This window comes from Acidovorax sp. Root275, assembly GCF_001428965.1.
GTDB classification, from domain to species: domain Bacteria; phylum Pseudomonadota; class Gammaproteobacteria; order Burkholderiales; family Burkholderiaceae_C; genus Acidovorax; species Acidovorax radicis.
Genome location: NZ_LMJH01000008.1, coordinates 587,040 through 600,656, shown reverse-complemented (window position 1 = coordinate 600,656; position 13,617 = coordinate 587,040). Strand labels below are relative to the sequence as shown.

At 65.6% G+C, this 13,617-nt stretch carries 11 protein-coding genes; 2 read left to right on the top strand and 9 right to left on the bottom strand.

The window, feature by feature from the left end; all coding sequences use genetic code 11:
- Window positions 1-39: 39 nt before the first annotated feature.
- The 4 genes from ASE52_RS12845 to ASE52_RS12830 all read right to left on the bottom strand — a co-directional run bounded on the left by ASE52_RS12845 (window position 40) and on the right by ASE52_RS12830 (window position 5,560).
- A complete protein-coding gene (locus ASE52_RS12845) occupies window positions 40-546 on the bottom strand; it encodes a hypothetical protein (RefSeq protein WP_010463431.1) in 507 nt (168 codons plus the stop codon).
- A gap of 103 nt (window positions 547-649) precedes the next feature.
- On the bottom strand, window positions 650-3,349 hold the full coding sequence (locus tag ASE52_RS12840; protein ID WP_057226576.1) for an EAL domain-containing protein: 2,700 nt from the start codon (window positions 3,347-3,349) through the stop codon (window positions 650-652).
- On the bottom strand, window positions 3,346-4,335 hold the full coding sequence (locus ASE52_RS12835; RefSeq protein WP_140426245.1) for a TRAP transporter substrate-binding protein: 990 nt from the start codon (window positions 4,333-4,335) through the stop codon (window positions 3,346-3,348). The genes ASE52_RS12840 and ASE52_RS12835 overlap by 4 nt, the downstream gene beginning before the upstream one ends.
- 394 nt (window positions 4,336-4,729) lie before the next feature.
- Complete coding sequence (locus ASE52_RS12830) at window positions 4,730-5,560, bottom strand: SDR family oxidoreductase (RefSeq protein WP_057226573.1); 831 nt, start codon at window positions 5,558-5,560, stop codon at window positions 4,730-4,732.
- 67 nt (window positions 5,561-5,627) lie between these two features.
- Here ASE52_RS12830 and ASE52_RS12825 point away from each other — a divergent pair, with 67 nt between their 5' ends.
- Both ASE52_RS12825 and ASE52_RS12820 read left to right on the top strand, forming a co-directional pair.
- Complete coding sequence (locus ASE52_RS12825) at window positions 5,628-6,242, top strand: SH3 domain-containing protein (protein ID WP_010463423.1); 615 nt, start codon at window positions 5,628-5,630, stop codon at window positions 6,240-6,242.
- A 10-nt stretch (window positions 6,243-6,252) separates the two neighbouring features.
- The gene (locus tag ASE52_RS12820; protein ID WP_225584773.1) at window positions 6,253-7,239 is read left to right on the top strand and encodes a M48 family metallopeptidase; all 987 of its coding nucleotides are present in this window, start codon (window positions 6,253-6,255) and stop codon (window positions 7,237-7,239) included.
- Window positions 7,240-7,282: 43 nt separating this feature from the next.
- Here the strand turns inward: ASE52_RS12820 and ASE52_RS12815 are convergent, their stop codons facing one another.
- The 5 genes from ASE52_RS12815 to ASE52_RS12795 all read right to left on the bottom strand — a co-directional run bounded on the left by ASE52_RS12815 (window position 7,283) and on the right by ASE52_RS12795 (window position 13,605).
- Window positions 7,283-8,215, bottom strand: coding sequence for a DMT family transporter (locus tag ASE52_RS12815; protein ID WP_057226570.1), 933 nt, complete (start codon window positions 8,213-8,215; stop codon window positions 7,283-7,285).
- Between the two features lie 172 nt (window positions 8,216-8,387).
- Complete coding sequence (locus tag ASE52_RS12810; protein WP_010463417.1) at window positions 8,388-10,010, bottom strand: gamma-glutamyltransferase family protein; 1,623 nt, start codon at window positions 10,008-10,010, stop codon at window positions 8,388-8,390.
- Window positions 10,011-10,170: 160 nt separating this feature from the next.
- Window positions 10,171-11,469: a DUF3422 domain-containing protein gene (locus ASE52_RS12805; protein ID WP_057226568.1), complete on the bottom strand. Its 1,299-nt coding sequence runs from the start codon at window positions 11,467-11,469 to the stop codon at window positions 10,171-10,173.
- A 120-nt stretch (window positions 11,470-11,589) separates the two neighbouring features.
- A complete protein-coding gene (locus ASE52_RS12800; protein ID WP_010463412.1) occupies window positions 11,590-13,101 on the bottom strand; it encodes a tripartite tricarboxylate transporter permease in 1,512 nt (503 codons plus the stop codon).
- Between the two features lie 15 nt (window positions 13,102-13,116).
- Window positions 13,117-13,605, bottom strand: coding sequence for a tripartite tricarboxylate transporter TctB family protein (locus ASE52_RS12795; protein ID WP_010463410.1), 489 nt, complete (start codon window positions 13,603-13,605; stop codon window positions 13,117-13,119).
- Window positions 13,606-13,617 lie beyond the last annotated feature (12 nt).

Here is a 13,617-nt window from a genome sequence, read left to right as displayed (position 1 = left end):
TGCCGGGAAGGGTGCAGCCAATGCCGTCCGAACCAACACCTAGTCCTGCGTGCGCAGCGTACCGGCAGAGCTGCTGAAGCCCGCCTCCTGCTGCGCATAGTCCGCCACTGTGGCGTTGTAGTTCACGCCCACCATGTGCCCGCCCAGGTCGGTCAGGTACATCAGATTGCGGATCTCGGTGTCCACGGCCGGGGCCGTGCTGTCGATGCGCACCCAGGGCCGCTGCGCAATCTGCACCAGCGATGAATCCCGAAGCACCATGCCCGGAGTGAGCCTGGGGAGTGTGGTTTCCATCGCCGATTTGAACTCGGGCAATTGTTCGCTGGTCAGGGGCTTTTGCGCCATGCGCGACCAGGTCACCGCCACGGTGCTGCTGCGACGGGCGTTCCCCCACGCGGCCAGGGGTCTGCGGCCGTAGCGTCCAAACTTGATGTGCAATTCGTCCTCGCTGAGGGCGGTGTAGCCCGCAGGCGTCTCGAAATGCAGGGTGCCGCTCGGCGTCTTGATGGCCACCGGCTCCGCGCTGGCTGCGGCACAGGCGAGCACACACGCCGCGCCGCAACTCCAGATCCTGCGCGGCCATCGCATCCACCGTGCCATAAGCAGTCCTCCTGTTTGCATGCAGCGTGAACCGGAATGCGGCCGGGCGTCAGCGCTGGGGCGAGCCCCCGGTTGCAGACGAATCCACGGGAGCCTCGTCGGCAACGCGGCGCAGCAGCGCTTCCAGATCGGCCACCGGACCAGGCATTCCCAGCAAATAGCCCTGGAAAAGCTGGCATCCGTAGTCCGCCAGCAAGGCCTTTTGCTCCGAGGTTTCCACCCCCTCGGCAATCACATCCAGCTCCAGGTTGCGGGCCATGCCGATGATGGTCTGCACGATCACGTCATCGGTGTGCCGCACGCCCAGGTTGCGCACGAAGGACTGGTCGATCTTGAGCTGATCGAGCGGCAACCGCGTGAGGTAGGCCAGCGACGAATAGCCCGTGCCGAAGTCGTCGACTGAAAAGCGCACGCCCTTGGTCTTGAGGAGGCCCATCTTGGCAATGGTGTCGTCCACGTTGTCCAGCACCAGCGACTCGGTCAGCTCCAGCTTGAGCAGGTGGGGCCGCGCCCCGGTTTCGCGCAGCACCTCGACGATGCGGGCCACGAAGTCGCGCTGGCGGAACTGCCGGGCGCTCACATTGACCGACAGCTGCACATGCCGGTAGCGGGCATCGTTTTCCCACGCAGCCAGCTGCTCGCACGCGGTGCGCAGCACCCAGTGGCCCATGGGCACGATGAGCTCGCTCTCCTCCGCCACGCCGATGAAGGCGCCCGGCGCGACGAGGCCGCGCTCGGGGTGGATCCAGCGGATCAACGCCTCGGCGCCCACGATGCGCCCGTCCTGGTGGAACTGGGGCTGGTAGTGCAGCACAAACTGCCGCGCGGTCAGGGCGGCCTGCAGATCCCCCTCCAGCTGTGCACGCACGCTGATGGCGATCTGCATCTGCGGGTCGAAAAAACACAGTGCATTGCGCCCCTGCGACTTGACCTGGTACATCGCGATGTCGGCCTGCTTGAGCAGATCAACCGAGGGCTGCAGCGCCCCTCCCATCAGCGTGGCGCCAATGCTGGGCGTGCTGTGGTGGATGTGTGCACCCAGTGTGTACGGCATGTTCAGCGTGCGCAGGATCTTCTCGCCCACGCGGCGCGCGTTGGCGGCCGCTTCTTCACTGTGCAGCGACAGCTCGTGCAGCATGACCACGAACTCATCGCCCCCCAGGCGCGCCACGGTGTCTTCGCGGCGCACACAGGTCTTCAGGCGCTCGGCCACCTGGCGCAGCAGCATGTCGCCCACTTCGTGGCCCAGGGTGTCGTTCAATGTCTTGAAATGGTCGAGATCCAGAAACAGCAAGGCCCCGTACTGCCCGCTGCGCACGCTGGCGGCAATGACCTGCTGCATGCGGTCCATCAGCAGCCGGCGGTTGGGCAGGTTGGTCAGCGGGTCGTAGAAGGCCAGGCTTTCGATCTCGGCACTGGCCCGGCGCAGCGCCGTGACGTCGTGGTAGGTGATGACCAGCCCGCCCTCGGGCGTGGGCCGTTCGGTGATCTGGATCGTGCGGCCGTTGGGCAGCACCTGTTCGTGGGGCTCCAGGTGCTGGCTTTGCTTGAGCAGCCGCATCTCCACCCAGCGCATGCGTTCTTCCTCGCTGGCGCGCGGGAGGTGGTGCCGGGAGGTCTCCTCCATCACACGCCGAAACGGCACCATCGGCGCCATCACGGTGCGCAACCAAGGGAAAATTTCCTCGAACCGGCTGTTCCACTGCACCACGCATTGCTCGCCGTCGAGCAGCACAAAACCGCTCACCATGGATTCCAGCGCCTGGTCCAGCGTGGCCTTGGATTGCGCAATGGCCAGGCGCGCCTGGGACATGCGGTGCAGGTAGCGCAGCGCCAGGTTGCCCGCCGCCACGATCATGGCCACAAACAACAGCCCCGTGAGGGCGATGGCGTCGCGCTGATCGCGCCAGCCCGCCAGCGCATCGCGCAACGGAATGCTCCCAGAAATTCGCAGGTCCTGGTACAGGATGGGCCGGTAGACCACCAGCGCGGGTTCGCCGCTCAAGCGGGCCGGGGCCTTCCACTCCTGCCCCATGGCAGCCACTTCATGCAGTGGCGGGGACAACATCGGCGTGATGGCCTCTTCGCGGTTGGGCGCGCTCAGCAGCAGCAGTCCTCCCGCGCGTTCCAGCGTCACCTGCAGGCCTGTGATGTCCACCCCCTGGACGAGCACCGAGCTGAGGGCTCCCACCGGCAGTTCGGCAATGGCGACCACACGGGCGCTGTCGGCCATGCGCAGGTGGCGGGCGAAGTACAGCACGCGCTCTGCGGTGGCAAAGCTCACCACCGGCGGGCTGATCATCAGCGTGGACACAGGCTGCTCCAACACCGCCGACAAAAACCCCGGGGGCAGCTGCAGCGACAGCGCGCTGCCAGCGGCATCCGAGGAGGCAATGGTCTTGCCCTTCGCATCCAGCAGCGCCACGTAGCGCACCATCAGGTTCTGCCGGGCCGAGCTGCGCAACCGCTGGCTGGCCACGTCGGGGTCGATCCAGTCGCTCATGGAGCCTGACAGGCCGAGCAGTTCATCCATGCTGGCCAGCAGCACGTCCACGGACAGCAGGGATCGGTTGAGCGCCGCCTCGGCGCCCGCCACAAAACGGGTGGCCTGGGCTTCGTAGTCGTCCAGCGCCACCTTGCGGGCGTTCCACACCAGCGCGGCGGACACCATCACCACCGCTGCCATGAACACCGCAGCTCCGGCCCAGACAAAGGCCCTGATGCGCCGCGGGGTCGTGGTCTCCCTCATTTCGCCGGGGCCGCCACCAGGCCGCGAACGGGGCCGATCGTCTGGTTCCACACCTGGGCACAACGGGCCCCGCAGCGTTGCACCCAGCGTGGCAGCACGGTGGAGGCCAGGATCTCCTGGCGGCTGCGCTCGTCCTGGGCCGACACCGGTACCACCACCATGCTGCCCTTGCGGCCACCCACACAGGCCGGGACGCCACGGTTGCAAGCCATGCCATCGGAGGTCTCGCGCTCGGACTCCTCCCAGATGGCGGCCTCCAGCCGGGGCAACTCGCGCCGCAGCAGCGCCCGCAGATCGGGCGGCAGCGCTTCCCAAGCGGCCTGGTTGGCGCCAAACACCGCCAGCCCCCATGTCACGGGAAGTGCATGCACATGCGAAGTCATCGTCGGCAGGCCCAGCGTGTTGCCCGACATGGTGCCGGTGATGGCGCATTCGGTATTGCCCGCCGTGAGGCTGGGCACGATCTGTGCGAAGCCCGTCAGCACCGGGATGCCGCCAAGCGCCCCGACAAAATCGGCCTGGGTGGAAGACGACACCCGGGTGCGGCGCCCGGCCAGGTCAGCCAGCCCGCGCAAGGGCTTCTTGCAAAACACCACCTGCGCCGGATACACATACACGGCCAGGGCCTCCACACCGTGCTGGTCGCGCAGGCTCTTCTCCAGATAAGGACGAAACGCCGCCAGCGTGGACTTGAGCGTGGCGATGTCGGGGTTGAGCCCTGCCAGATCGGGCGCCGTGTACTCGGGGTATTGGGCCGTGAATGAACTCATGAGCGTCGTGCCAAAAGGCACCACGCCCAGCTGCAGCAGGCGCAGCATTTCAGTGCCAGGCACACCGGCGCGGTCAAAGGGGACAATTTCAGCGTCGAACCGGCCGCCGCTCATGCGCGACAGCTCCTTGCTCCAGAACGGCTCTTCCTGGCGGATGTACTGGTTGATGCTGGCCAGGCCACCCACGATGCGCAGCTTGTAAGGCACCGGGGCCACCGCAGGAGTTGCTGCTGTTTGGCCCACCGCCTGTGGCAGGCAGCCCAGGAAGGCCAACGCAGCGCAAAGCGGCGCAACACGGTGGCGAAGGCGGGAAATCACAGCGGGTGTCTGCGGCATGGCAAATTCTGGCGCTCCAACCCGGGAACCGCAGATGGCCCCCACAGCGCACTATCGGCACCCGGAATATGGCCAGACACCCAGCGGCACTCGTGGAGTTCACAAAGATCTGGAAGGCCGCCCGGGGGATGGATGCACAGTGTCATGTTCCGGTACTTTCGGGTTGGAGTGCTGGGGCACCATTCTTTACCAAGTTTTCCCCCTCGGCGGCGAAAGCTGTCGGCAAAACGCCACGCGGCGTGGCAACGCGCGTGGCTGGCAAGCCCAGCCCGAGTCAGAAGGTGCCAGGATACGCGCCGCCGTCCGCCAACACGTTCTGCCCGGTCATGTAGCCCGCTTGCTGGCTGCACAAAAAGGCGCAGATGGCACCGAACTCCTGTGCCGTGCCATACCGCCCGGCCGGGATCTGCGCCTGCTGGGCGGTGCGCACATCGTCCACGCTCTTGCCCGCCTTGCCTGCGGCGGCAGTCACGGTGGCGGCCAGCCGGTCGGTGTCGAACTTGCCGGGCAGCAGGTTGTTGATGGTGACGCCCCGCGCGGCGATCTTGCTGCGCGATACCCCCGCCACAAAGCCCGTGAGCCCGCTGCGCGCGCCATTGGACAGGCCCAGGATATCGATGGGTGCCTTCACTGCGCTGGAGGTAATGTTGACGATGCGGCCAAAGCCCCGAGCAGCCATGCCGTCCACCGTGGCCTTGATCAGTTCAATGGGGGTGAGCATGTTGGCATCCACGGCCTTGATCCATGCGTCGCGGTCCCAGTCGCGGAAGTCGCCCGTGGGCGGGCCGCCGGCATTCGTCACCACAATGTCGAAGTCGCGGCCCGGACCACCGGCCACGGTGAACACGGCAGCGCGCCCCTCGGCCGTGGTGATGTCGGCGGCAACCGCCAGCACCTTTGGTTTTGAGCCATTCAGGCCACCAGCGCTTGATGGTATTGAATTTTCAGCTATTAATTTAATAGCTGCCTGATCGAGCGCCTCTGCATTGCGGGCGTTGATCACCACGTTGACGCCCTCGCGCACCAAGGCCAGCGCACAGCCGTAGCCCAATCCCTTGCTCGCGCCGCACACGAGCGCCCATTTGCCTGCGATACCCAAATCCATAACAATCTCCGGTTCTGGTGCTGCGACCCGCAGCATTCACAAATCATCATAAGTGGAGAGCTGCAACATGAACTGGCTGCACCGCGGAGCCCTGGCCACCTGGCTGGCATTGGCCGCATTAGCACCCCTGGCGGGTGGCGCACACGCGCAGGAGGCTGCCGTGGTCAAGCGCGCCACCCAGTTGCGCGACGCTCCCGCCGACAGCGGCGCCAGCGTGGCCCCACTGGAGGCCAATACAGTGGTCACACGCAGCAACGAGCGCAAGGGCCCCTGGACCAAGGTGAGCACACAGCAAGGCGCCACCGGCTGGGTCCACATGTTTGACCTGGGCCCACAATCGGGCTCGGCCACGCCCACCAACAATGCCACCACCAGCGGCCTGCGGGGCCTGGGCGGACTGTTTGGCGGCAACAGCGGCACCACCACCACCGCCACCTCCACGGTGGGTATTCGTGGCCTGGGTGCCGAAGACATCGCCAACGCACAGCCCAACCCCGCCGCCGTCGGCCGGGCAGAGGGCCTGCGGGTCAATGCTGACCAGGCACGCCAGTTCGCCAGCTCGGCGTCGCTGAACGCCCGCGATGTACCCGCACTGGCCCAGCCGTCCCTGCCGACCTCCAGCGGCAGCAAGTCGGGCAGCGGCTCCGGCAATCCGTCCGACCCCAACTACAGCCCCAATTGAGGAGATGCACATGACCCGAACTCCCCCATGGAAGCGCTGTGCCCGAACAGCCGCCCTGTGCGCGGCACTGGCAGCAGCCCCGCTGGCCGCCTACAGCCAGAACGTGATGAACCTGCTGAACTCGCTGGGCGGCGGCATCGGCTCTGCCGTCACAGGCGGCAAACCCGCTTCGGCAGGACAGGGTGACGATCTGATCAGCCTGCTGACCCAGTCGATGGAGAACATCGACGAAACCAAGGAAATCGAGATCGGCCGCCAGTTGGCCGCCCTGCTGCTGGGGGCCAAGCCCGCCCACCCGGACATGGCGCTGCAGCGCTACGTGAACCGCCTGGGCCGCTGGGTCAGCCTGCAGTCATCGCGCCCCGGCCTGCCCTGGACCTTCGTGGTGCTCGATGACAGCGGCTACAACGCCTTCGCAGCGCCGGGCGGCTATGTGTTCGTGACCAAGGGGCTCATCGACCGCTGCGCCGACGAGTCCGAGCTGGCGGGCATTCTGGCGCACGAGATCACGCACGTGACCTCCAAACACCACCTGCAGGCCATCCGGCAAAGCGCCATGGCGGGGGTCGGCACGCAGCTGCTGGCCTCGCAGATCCGCACCAGCAACGTGGCCGGCCAGCTCGTCAAGGACCAGCTTCTGTCGCTGTTCCGCACGGTCTACACCAAGGGGCTGAGCCAGTCCGACGAATTCGAGGCGGACCGCACCGGTGTGTCGCTGGCGGCCAAGGCGGGTTTTGACCCCTACGGCCTGGTCTCGGTGCTGCAGCAACTGCGCACCGTGACACCGGACAACCCGATGTTCACGCTGACGATGTCCACACACCCCGCCGCACAGGCCCGCCTGGACTACCTGGAGCAATCCATGGGCCGCCAGCTCGACGGGCTGGGCGGATCGCGCGCATCGATTGCGCAGCGCCTGGGTGGTGGCAACGCACCTGCCAATGCTCCTGCACCGGCCCCCTCTGCCCGGCCTGCGGCGGCAAAGAAGGCGGGATAAGGCACCCCAAGGGAGAGCGGCGCACCCGCTCTGCGCAGCAAGGTCAAGGCGCTTGGCGGCGGGCCAGCTGGGTGAACACAAAGATCCCCGTGATCACCAGGGCCGTGCCCGCAGCCACCCACACCGTGAACGGCTCGCCCAGAATCCAGACCCCCATGAGGATGGTGGACAGCGGCCCCACCATGCCGGTCTGCGCGGTCATGCCAGCGCCCACGCGCTCGATCGCCATCATCACCATGAGCACGGGCGCGGCCGTGCACAGCGTGGCGTTGAGGATGGACAGCCAGATCACCTCAGGCGCCACCAGGGCAGCACTGAAGGGCCGCAGCACCACAAACTGCAGCAGGCAAAGCAGGCACGCCACGGTGGTGGCCAAACCCACCAGCCGCAGCGAACCCAGGCGCCGCACCAGTTCACCGCTGTAGACCAGGTAGATGGCGTAGCTCACCGCACTCAGGAACACCAGCAGGGTGCCCCATGCAGCATCGGCGCCTTGCAGGTTGGCCTCATGGCCGAACACCAGGACCACGCCGCAGTAGCTGATCAGCATGCCCACCGCTTGCCCCCAGTGAATGCCGCGCCGGTACAGCACCCAGCCGAGCATCACCACCAGCGTGGGGTTGAGGTACAGGATCAGGCGCTCCAGGCTGGCGCTGATGTAGGCCAGCCCTGCAAAATCCAGAAAACTCGCCAGGTAGTAGCCCGTAAGCCCCAGGCCCAGCACGCCCAGCCAGTCCTTGCGGGTCAGGGGGGGCTTGCCCCGGCTGGCCCACCAAGCCATCACGGCAAAGATGGGCAGCGCAAACAGCATGCGGTACATGATGAGCGTGACCGCATCAACACCATGGCGGTACGCCAGCTTGACGATGATGGCCTTGCCGCTGAAGGCGATCGAGCCCAACAGGGCCAGGGCAAGACCGGTTGCTACATTTTTTTTAGTAGCTTCTTGCGCTTTTACTGATTGGGCTAGAGGCACTTTTAATGTATTTTCCCGTTGTTCATTGCGGCGCGCACTACCCACATTGATGGCAACTGGCGCAGCCCAAGCCAATGCCACCGTGGAGCTGGCTTCGCCAGGCCACAGGTGGCGTCCCCCTCCCGCGCAGCGGGAGAAGGGGAAGGCGCGAAGCGGCTCAGGGGGTGTTCCATCAATACCCCGCCACCTGGCCGTCGCGGCGCGGATCGCTGGCGGCCACATAGCCCTGCACCTTGGGGTCGCCCATGCGCCAGATGAACTGGCCGGCGCCGAAGTCCTGGTAGGAGTCCTGGATCACCTCCATGCGGTGCCCCAGGCCCAGCAGACCCTGCACCGTGGCCGCAGGCATGGCAGCTTCGACATTGATCGACAGCCCTTCATTGAAGCGCCAGCGCGGTGCGTCGCACGCCGCCTGCGGGTTCTGGCCGTAGTCCAGCATGCGCACCAGGGTCTGCATGTGGCCCTGCGGCTGCATGTTGGCGCCCATCACGCCGTAGCTCATCACGGGCTGGCCGTTCTGCGTGAGGAAAGCCGGGATGATGGTGTGAAACGGCCGCTTGCCGGGTGCCACCAGGTTCGCGGGGTTGGCGCCTTTGGGGTCGGTGCTGAATGCCTGGCCCCGGTTCTGCAGGCTGATGCCAAAGGTGGGCTCCACACACCCCGAGCCGAAGCCCATGTAGTTGCTCTGGATAAAGCTCACCATCATGCCGTTTTCGTCGGCCGCCGTCAGATAGATCGTGCCGCCCTTGACCGGATTGCCTGCCCCAAAATCCTGCGCCTGGTTCATGTCGATGAGTTTGGCACGGGACGCCAGGTACGCGTCATCGAGCATTTGCGCGGGTGTCACCTCCATGGACGATGGCTCGGCCACATAGCGGTACACATCGGCAAACGCGAGTTTCATGGCCTCGATCTGCAGATGCTGGGACGCTGCGCCATCCACCGCCAGCGCGGCCAGATCGAACTGGTCCAGGATGCCCAGCGCAATCAACGCCGCGATGCCCTGGCCGTTGGGCGGGATCTCGTGCAGGGTATAGCCCCGGTAGTTGCGGGCAATGGGGGTGACCCACTCAGGGCGGTGCGCTGCCAGATCCGCCAGCGTCAGGCTGCCGCCCTGGGCCTTGGAGAAGGCCACCAGTGCCTGGGCAATTTCGCCCGTGTAGAACGCCTGCCCTTGCGTAGCCCCGATGGCGCGCAGTGCACGGGCTGCGGCTGCGAACTGGAACAGCTCGCCCACCTGCGGCGCACGCCCACGCGGCATGAAGCTCTGCGCAAACCCCGGCTGCGACTGCAGTTCCGGCACTGCAGCCGCCCATTTCTGCTGCACCACCACCGGCACCAGATAGCCACGCTCGGCAATCTCGGCGGCGGGCTCCATCAGATCGGCAAAAGGCAGCTTTCCAAAGCGCTCGGACAGGGCGACCCAGGCACTGACAGCCCCCGGCACCGTGACGGCATCCATGCCGCGTTTGGGGGGTGTGACCTGGCCCTCACCGTAACGGCTGTGAAAGTATTCCGGCGTCCACGCAGCTGGCGCACGGCCGGAAGCATTGAGCCCCTGCAAGGCCTGCCCGTCCCACAGGATGCAGAACGCATCGCTGCCCAGCCCGTTGCTCACGGGCTCGCAGATCGTCATGGCCGCAGCGGCGGCTACGGCGGCATCGACGGCATTGCCGCCCTGCTGCAGCATGCGCAAGCCCGCCTGGGCCGCCAGCGGATGGGAGGTGGAAACGACATTGCGCGCAAACACCGGCAGGCGGGTGCTGGCATAGGAGGGGGTGTAGCTGAAGTGCATCGGGCCATTATGGGCCGCGCCCCATGTGCGTGCAGGAGACACACGGCATGGGCATGCACGCCCGTCGGGCTTGGACCCAGCCCCTGCCAACCCGCCCTGGCGCGATGCCCTGCGAGGTGGTGGAAAGGGTCTTTAGCGGCCCTTTTTGTGGCCTTCTCTTCTAGCCGTGCTTCCGGAAGACCCGGTGGTGCAATCGCCTCAGCGACCACCACACGGCCACCGCCACCACCGGAATCGCGATGGCCGCAGTGGTCTCGGGCGATAGGGGCCAACCGAGCTTCTGTGCGCCTTTTGCCAGGTAGCTCACCAGGCCCACGATGTAGTACGTGATGGCCGCGACCGACAGCCCTTCCACCGTGGACTGCATCTGCAGCTGCAAATCCTGCCGGTGGTTCATGGTGGTCAGCAGTGCCTGACTGCTTTGCTGCTGCTCAATCTCGACCCGGGTGCGCAGCAGGTTGCTCATGCGCGAGACACGTTGCGAGAGCGCATCCTGGCGCCGCGCCGCCCATTCGCAGGTGCTGCGTGCGGGCGTGAGGCGCCGATCCATGAACTCCCGGATTGTCTGCATGCCGGCCAGGCGCGACTCGGCAATGTCCTGGATGCGGCGGTCCAGCAGCTCGAAGTAGGCACTGCTGGCCGAGAAGCGCGAATGGGTGGCCGCATACTGGCTCTCCACCTGCCCGGCCAGGCGGGTCAGGCGGTCCAGCAGTGCAGGCTCGGCATCGCGGTTGGCGGTGCGGATGGCGTCAGCCAGCTCTGCCAGTTCGCGTTCGGCAAAGGCCAGCACACTGGCCGCCTCGCGCGCGGCGGGCAAACCCAGCAACGCTGCCATGCGGTAGGTCTCGATTTCGAGCAGACGCTGCACCAGGCGACCCAGGCGGCGCTGCGTCATGCCGCCCGCCAGCAGCACCATGCGCGAGAACCCATCGGCGTGGATCGCAAAGTCGGTGTAGACCTCGCCATGCCCATCGGCCACCGTGGAGGCCACCAGTGTGTCCTCATGCAGCACATGCTTGACCAGCGAACCCGAGCCAAAGGTGTGCGTGGGCAGCACCCAAAGGTTCAGGCTGCACAGGCAATGTCCGGGCAACGCCGCCAGCCACTCGCGGGGCACGGCGTCCGCGGCGCTTGCAGGCTCCCGCTCGCCAAAGGCATCCGCCGCCATGGGCACCATGAAGGTCCAGGACACAAACTCGGTATGCAGCTCCCACCGCATGCGGTAGGCCCCGAGGTCCATGCGCAGGTGGGTGGTGCTCGCATCGGGCAACGCCAAGTGGTGATCACGCAAAAGGGCCGCCACATGGGCCCGGCTCGCTTCGCGCCCTGCGGCATCGGCCAGCATCACGATGTGTGCAATGGCCAGGGGAGCCGTCATGGCCTCGGGCGGACGGGCGTGGATTTCGTTGTGCAACATCGCCCGGTGGGGATGCTGCGGCAAATGGAATGGAGTGGACATGCGGGCCTCTTGCCCGCCATTGTGTACTGGCACCCAAGGTGTTCCGCCGATCAGGATCTCCAAAAAACAACGGCACCCGAAGGTGCCGCTGTTCTGGAGTCGGATGGAAAAGAGGCGCCGTCAGTCTTCGACGAACGCTTCCTCGCGCTTGCTCTTCACCGAAGGCAGCAGCACGATGACGAGCAGCAGTGCAGCGGCCGCCAGCAGGCCCGCCGACAGCGGACGCGTCACAAACACGCTCCAGTCACCACGCGACAGCAGCAGCGCGCGGCGCAGGTTCTCTTCCATCATCGGGCCCAGGATGAAACCGAGCAGCAAAGGTGCAGGTTCCGTACCCAGCTTGTAGAAGATGTAGCCGATCAGGCCGAACGCACCCACCATCCAGATGTCGAACGTATTGTTGTTGGTGGAATACACTCCCACCGCACAAAAGAGCACGATGGAAGGGTACAGCCAGCGGTAAGGCACGGTGAGCAGCTTGATCCAGATGCCGATCAACGGCAGGTTCAGGATGATCAGCATGGCGTTGCCGATCCACATCGAGGCGATCAGGCCCCAGAACAGCTCGGGGTTGCTCGTCATCACCTGGGGGCCAGGCTGGATGTTGTGGATGGTCATCGCACCCACCATCAGCGCCATCACGGCGTTGGGGGGAATGCCCAGCGTCAGCAGCGGGATGAAGGACGTCTGCGAACCTGCATTGTTGGCCGACTCGGGAGCCGCCACACCACGGATGTTGCCTTGGCCGAAGGGCACTTCACCGGGCTTGAGCTTGGTCTTCTTCTCGACCGTGTAGGCCGCAAACGCTGCCAGCAGCGCGCCGCCACCAGGCAAGATGCCCAGCGCCGCACCCAGTGCCGTGCCACGCAGCACCGCCGGGATCATGCGCTTGAAGTCTTCCTTGGTCGGGAACAGGCCCTCCACCTTGGCAGTGAACACTTCGCGCTCATCATCGGGACGCGAGAGGTTGGCAATGATTTCGCCGTAACCGAACACGCCCATGGCGATGGTCACAAAGCCGATACCGTCGGTCAGTTCAGGGATGTCGAAGCTGAAGCGGGCCACACCCGAATTCACGTCGGTCCCCACCAGGCCCATCAGCAGCCCCAGCACGATCATGGCCACGGCCTTGAGCAGCGAACCCGAGGCCAGCACCACGGCACCGATCAGGCCCAGCACCATCAGCGAGAAGTATTCGGCAGGGCCGAACTTGAAGGCCACTTCGGTCAGCGGAGGTGCGAAGGCCGCCAGGATCAGCGTACCCACACAACCGGCGAAGAACGAACCGAGGCCCGCCGCCGCCAGCGCCGGCCCCGCTCGGCCTTTTCGCGCCATCTGGTAGCCGTCGATCACGGTCACCACCGAGGACGATTCGCCCGGCAGGTTGACCAGAATGGCGGTGGTGGAGCCGCCGTATTGCGCGCCGTAATAGATGCCGGCCAGCATGATCAGCGCAGCCACGGGAGGCAGCGCGTAGGTGGCAGGCAGCAGCATGGCGATGGTCGCCACGGGGCCAATGCCAGGAAGCACGCCAATCAGCGTCCCCAGCAGGCAGCCGACAAAACAGTAAATCAGGTTCTGGAAGGTGAACGCGACACCAAAACCCAGCGATAGGTTGTTAATAAGATCCATGGTCGGTGCTCCTGCTTAACCCGTGATGAAACTCGGCCACACAGGGAACTGCAGCTTGAGCGCCCAGACGAATGCCACGTAGCTGCCAATGGCAAGCACCGTGGCCAGCACGAATACGGCCTTTGCATTGAACTCGTTTCCAGCCAGGCTGGAAATGAAGGTCAGTGCATAGATGCCTACGATGAGGCCCATCGCCGGAATGCCCAGGCTGGGCAGGCCGCCGAGCAGGATGCCGAACGCGAAGTTGGCGGCCAGGATGAAGAACAGCGGCTTCCAGGCCCACTTTCCAATCTTGTCGCCATCCTGGGTCTCGACCGTGGTGGCCTTGAAGGTGATCGCGCTGCCGATGATGGCCAGCAAGATACCCAGCAAGAGGGGAAAGTAGCCCGGGCCCATGCGGGCACCGTTGCCGACGTTGTACGTGGTGGCACCCCACGCAAACGCTACACCAACCCCCATGAACATGAGGCCGGCAAAGAAGTCTTTTTGACTTTTGATTTTCACGAATTGTCTCCT

What these genes read in the sequence shown, in the direction of transcription:
- ASE52_RS12825 (WP_010463423.1), top strand. Translation starts at nt 5,628, where the DNA reads ATGAACTGGCTGCACCGCGGAGCCCTGGCCACCTGGCTGGCATTGGCC.
- ASE52_RS12820 (WP_225584773.1), top strand. Translation starts at nt 6,253, where the DNA reads ATGACCCGAACTCCCCCATGGAAGCGCTGTGCCCGAACAGCCGCCCTG.
- ASE52_RS12840 (WP_057226576.1), bottom strand. Translation starts at nt 3,349, where the DNA reads ATGAGGGAGACCACGACCCCGCGGCGCATCAGGGCCTTTGTCTGGGCC.
- ASE52_RS12805 (WP_057226568.1), bottom strand. Translation starts at nt 11,469, where the DNA reads ATGTCCACTCCATTCCATTTGCCGCAGCATCCCCACCGGGCGATGTTG.
- ASE52_RS12810 (WP_010463417.1), bottom strand. Translation starts at nt 10,010, where the DNA reads ATGCACTTCAGCTACACCCCCTCCTATGCCAGCACCCGCCTGCCGGTG.
- ASE52_RS12800 (WP_010463412.1), bottom strand. Translation starts at nt 13,101, where the DNA reads ATGGATCTTATTAACAACCTATCGCTGGGTTTTGGTGTCGCGTTCACC.
- ASE52_RS12830 (WP_057226573.1), bottom strand. Translation starts at nt 5,560, where the DNA reads ATGGATTTGGGTATCGCAGGCAAATGGGCGCTCGTGTGCGGCGCGAGC.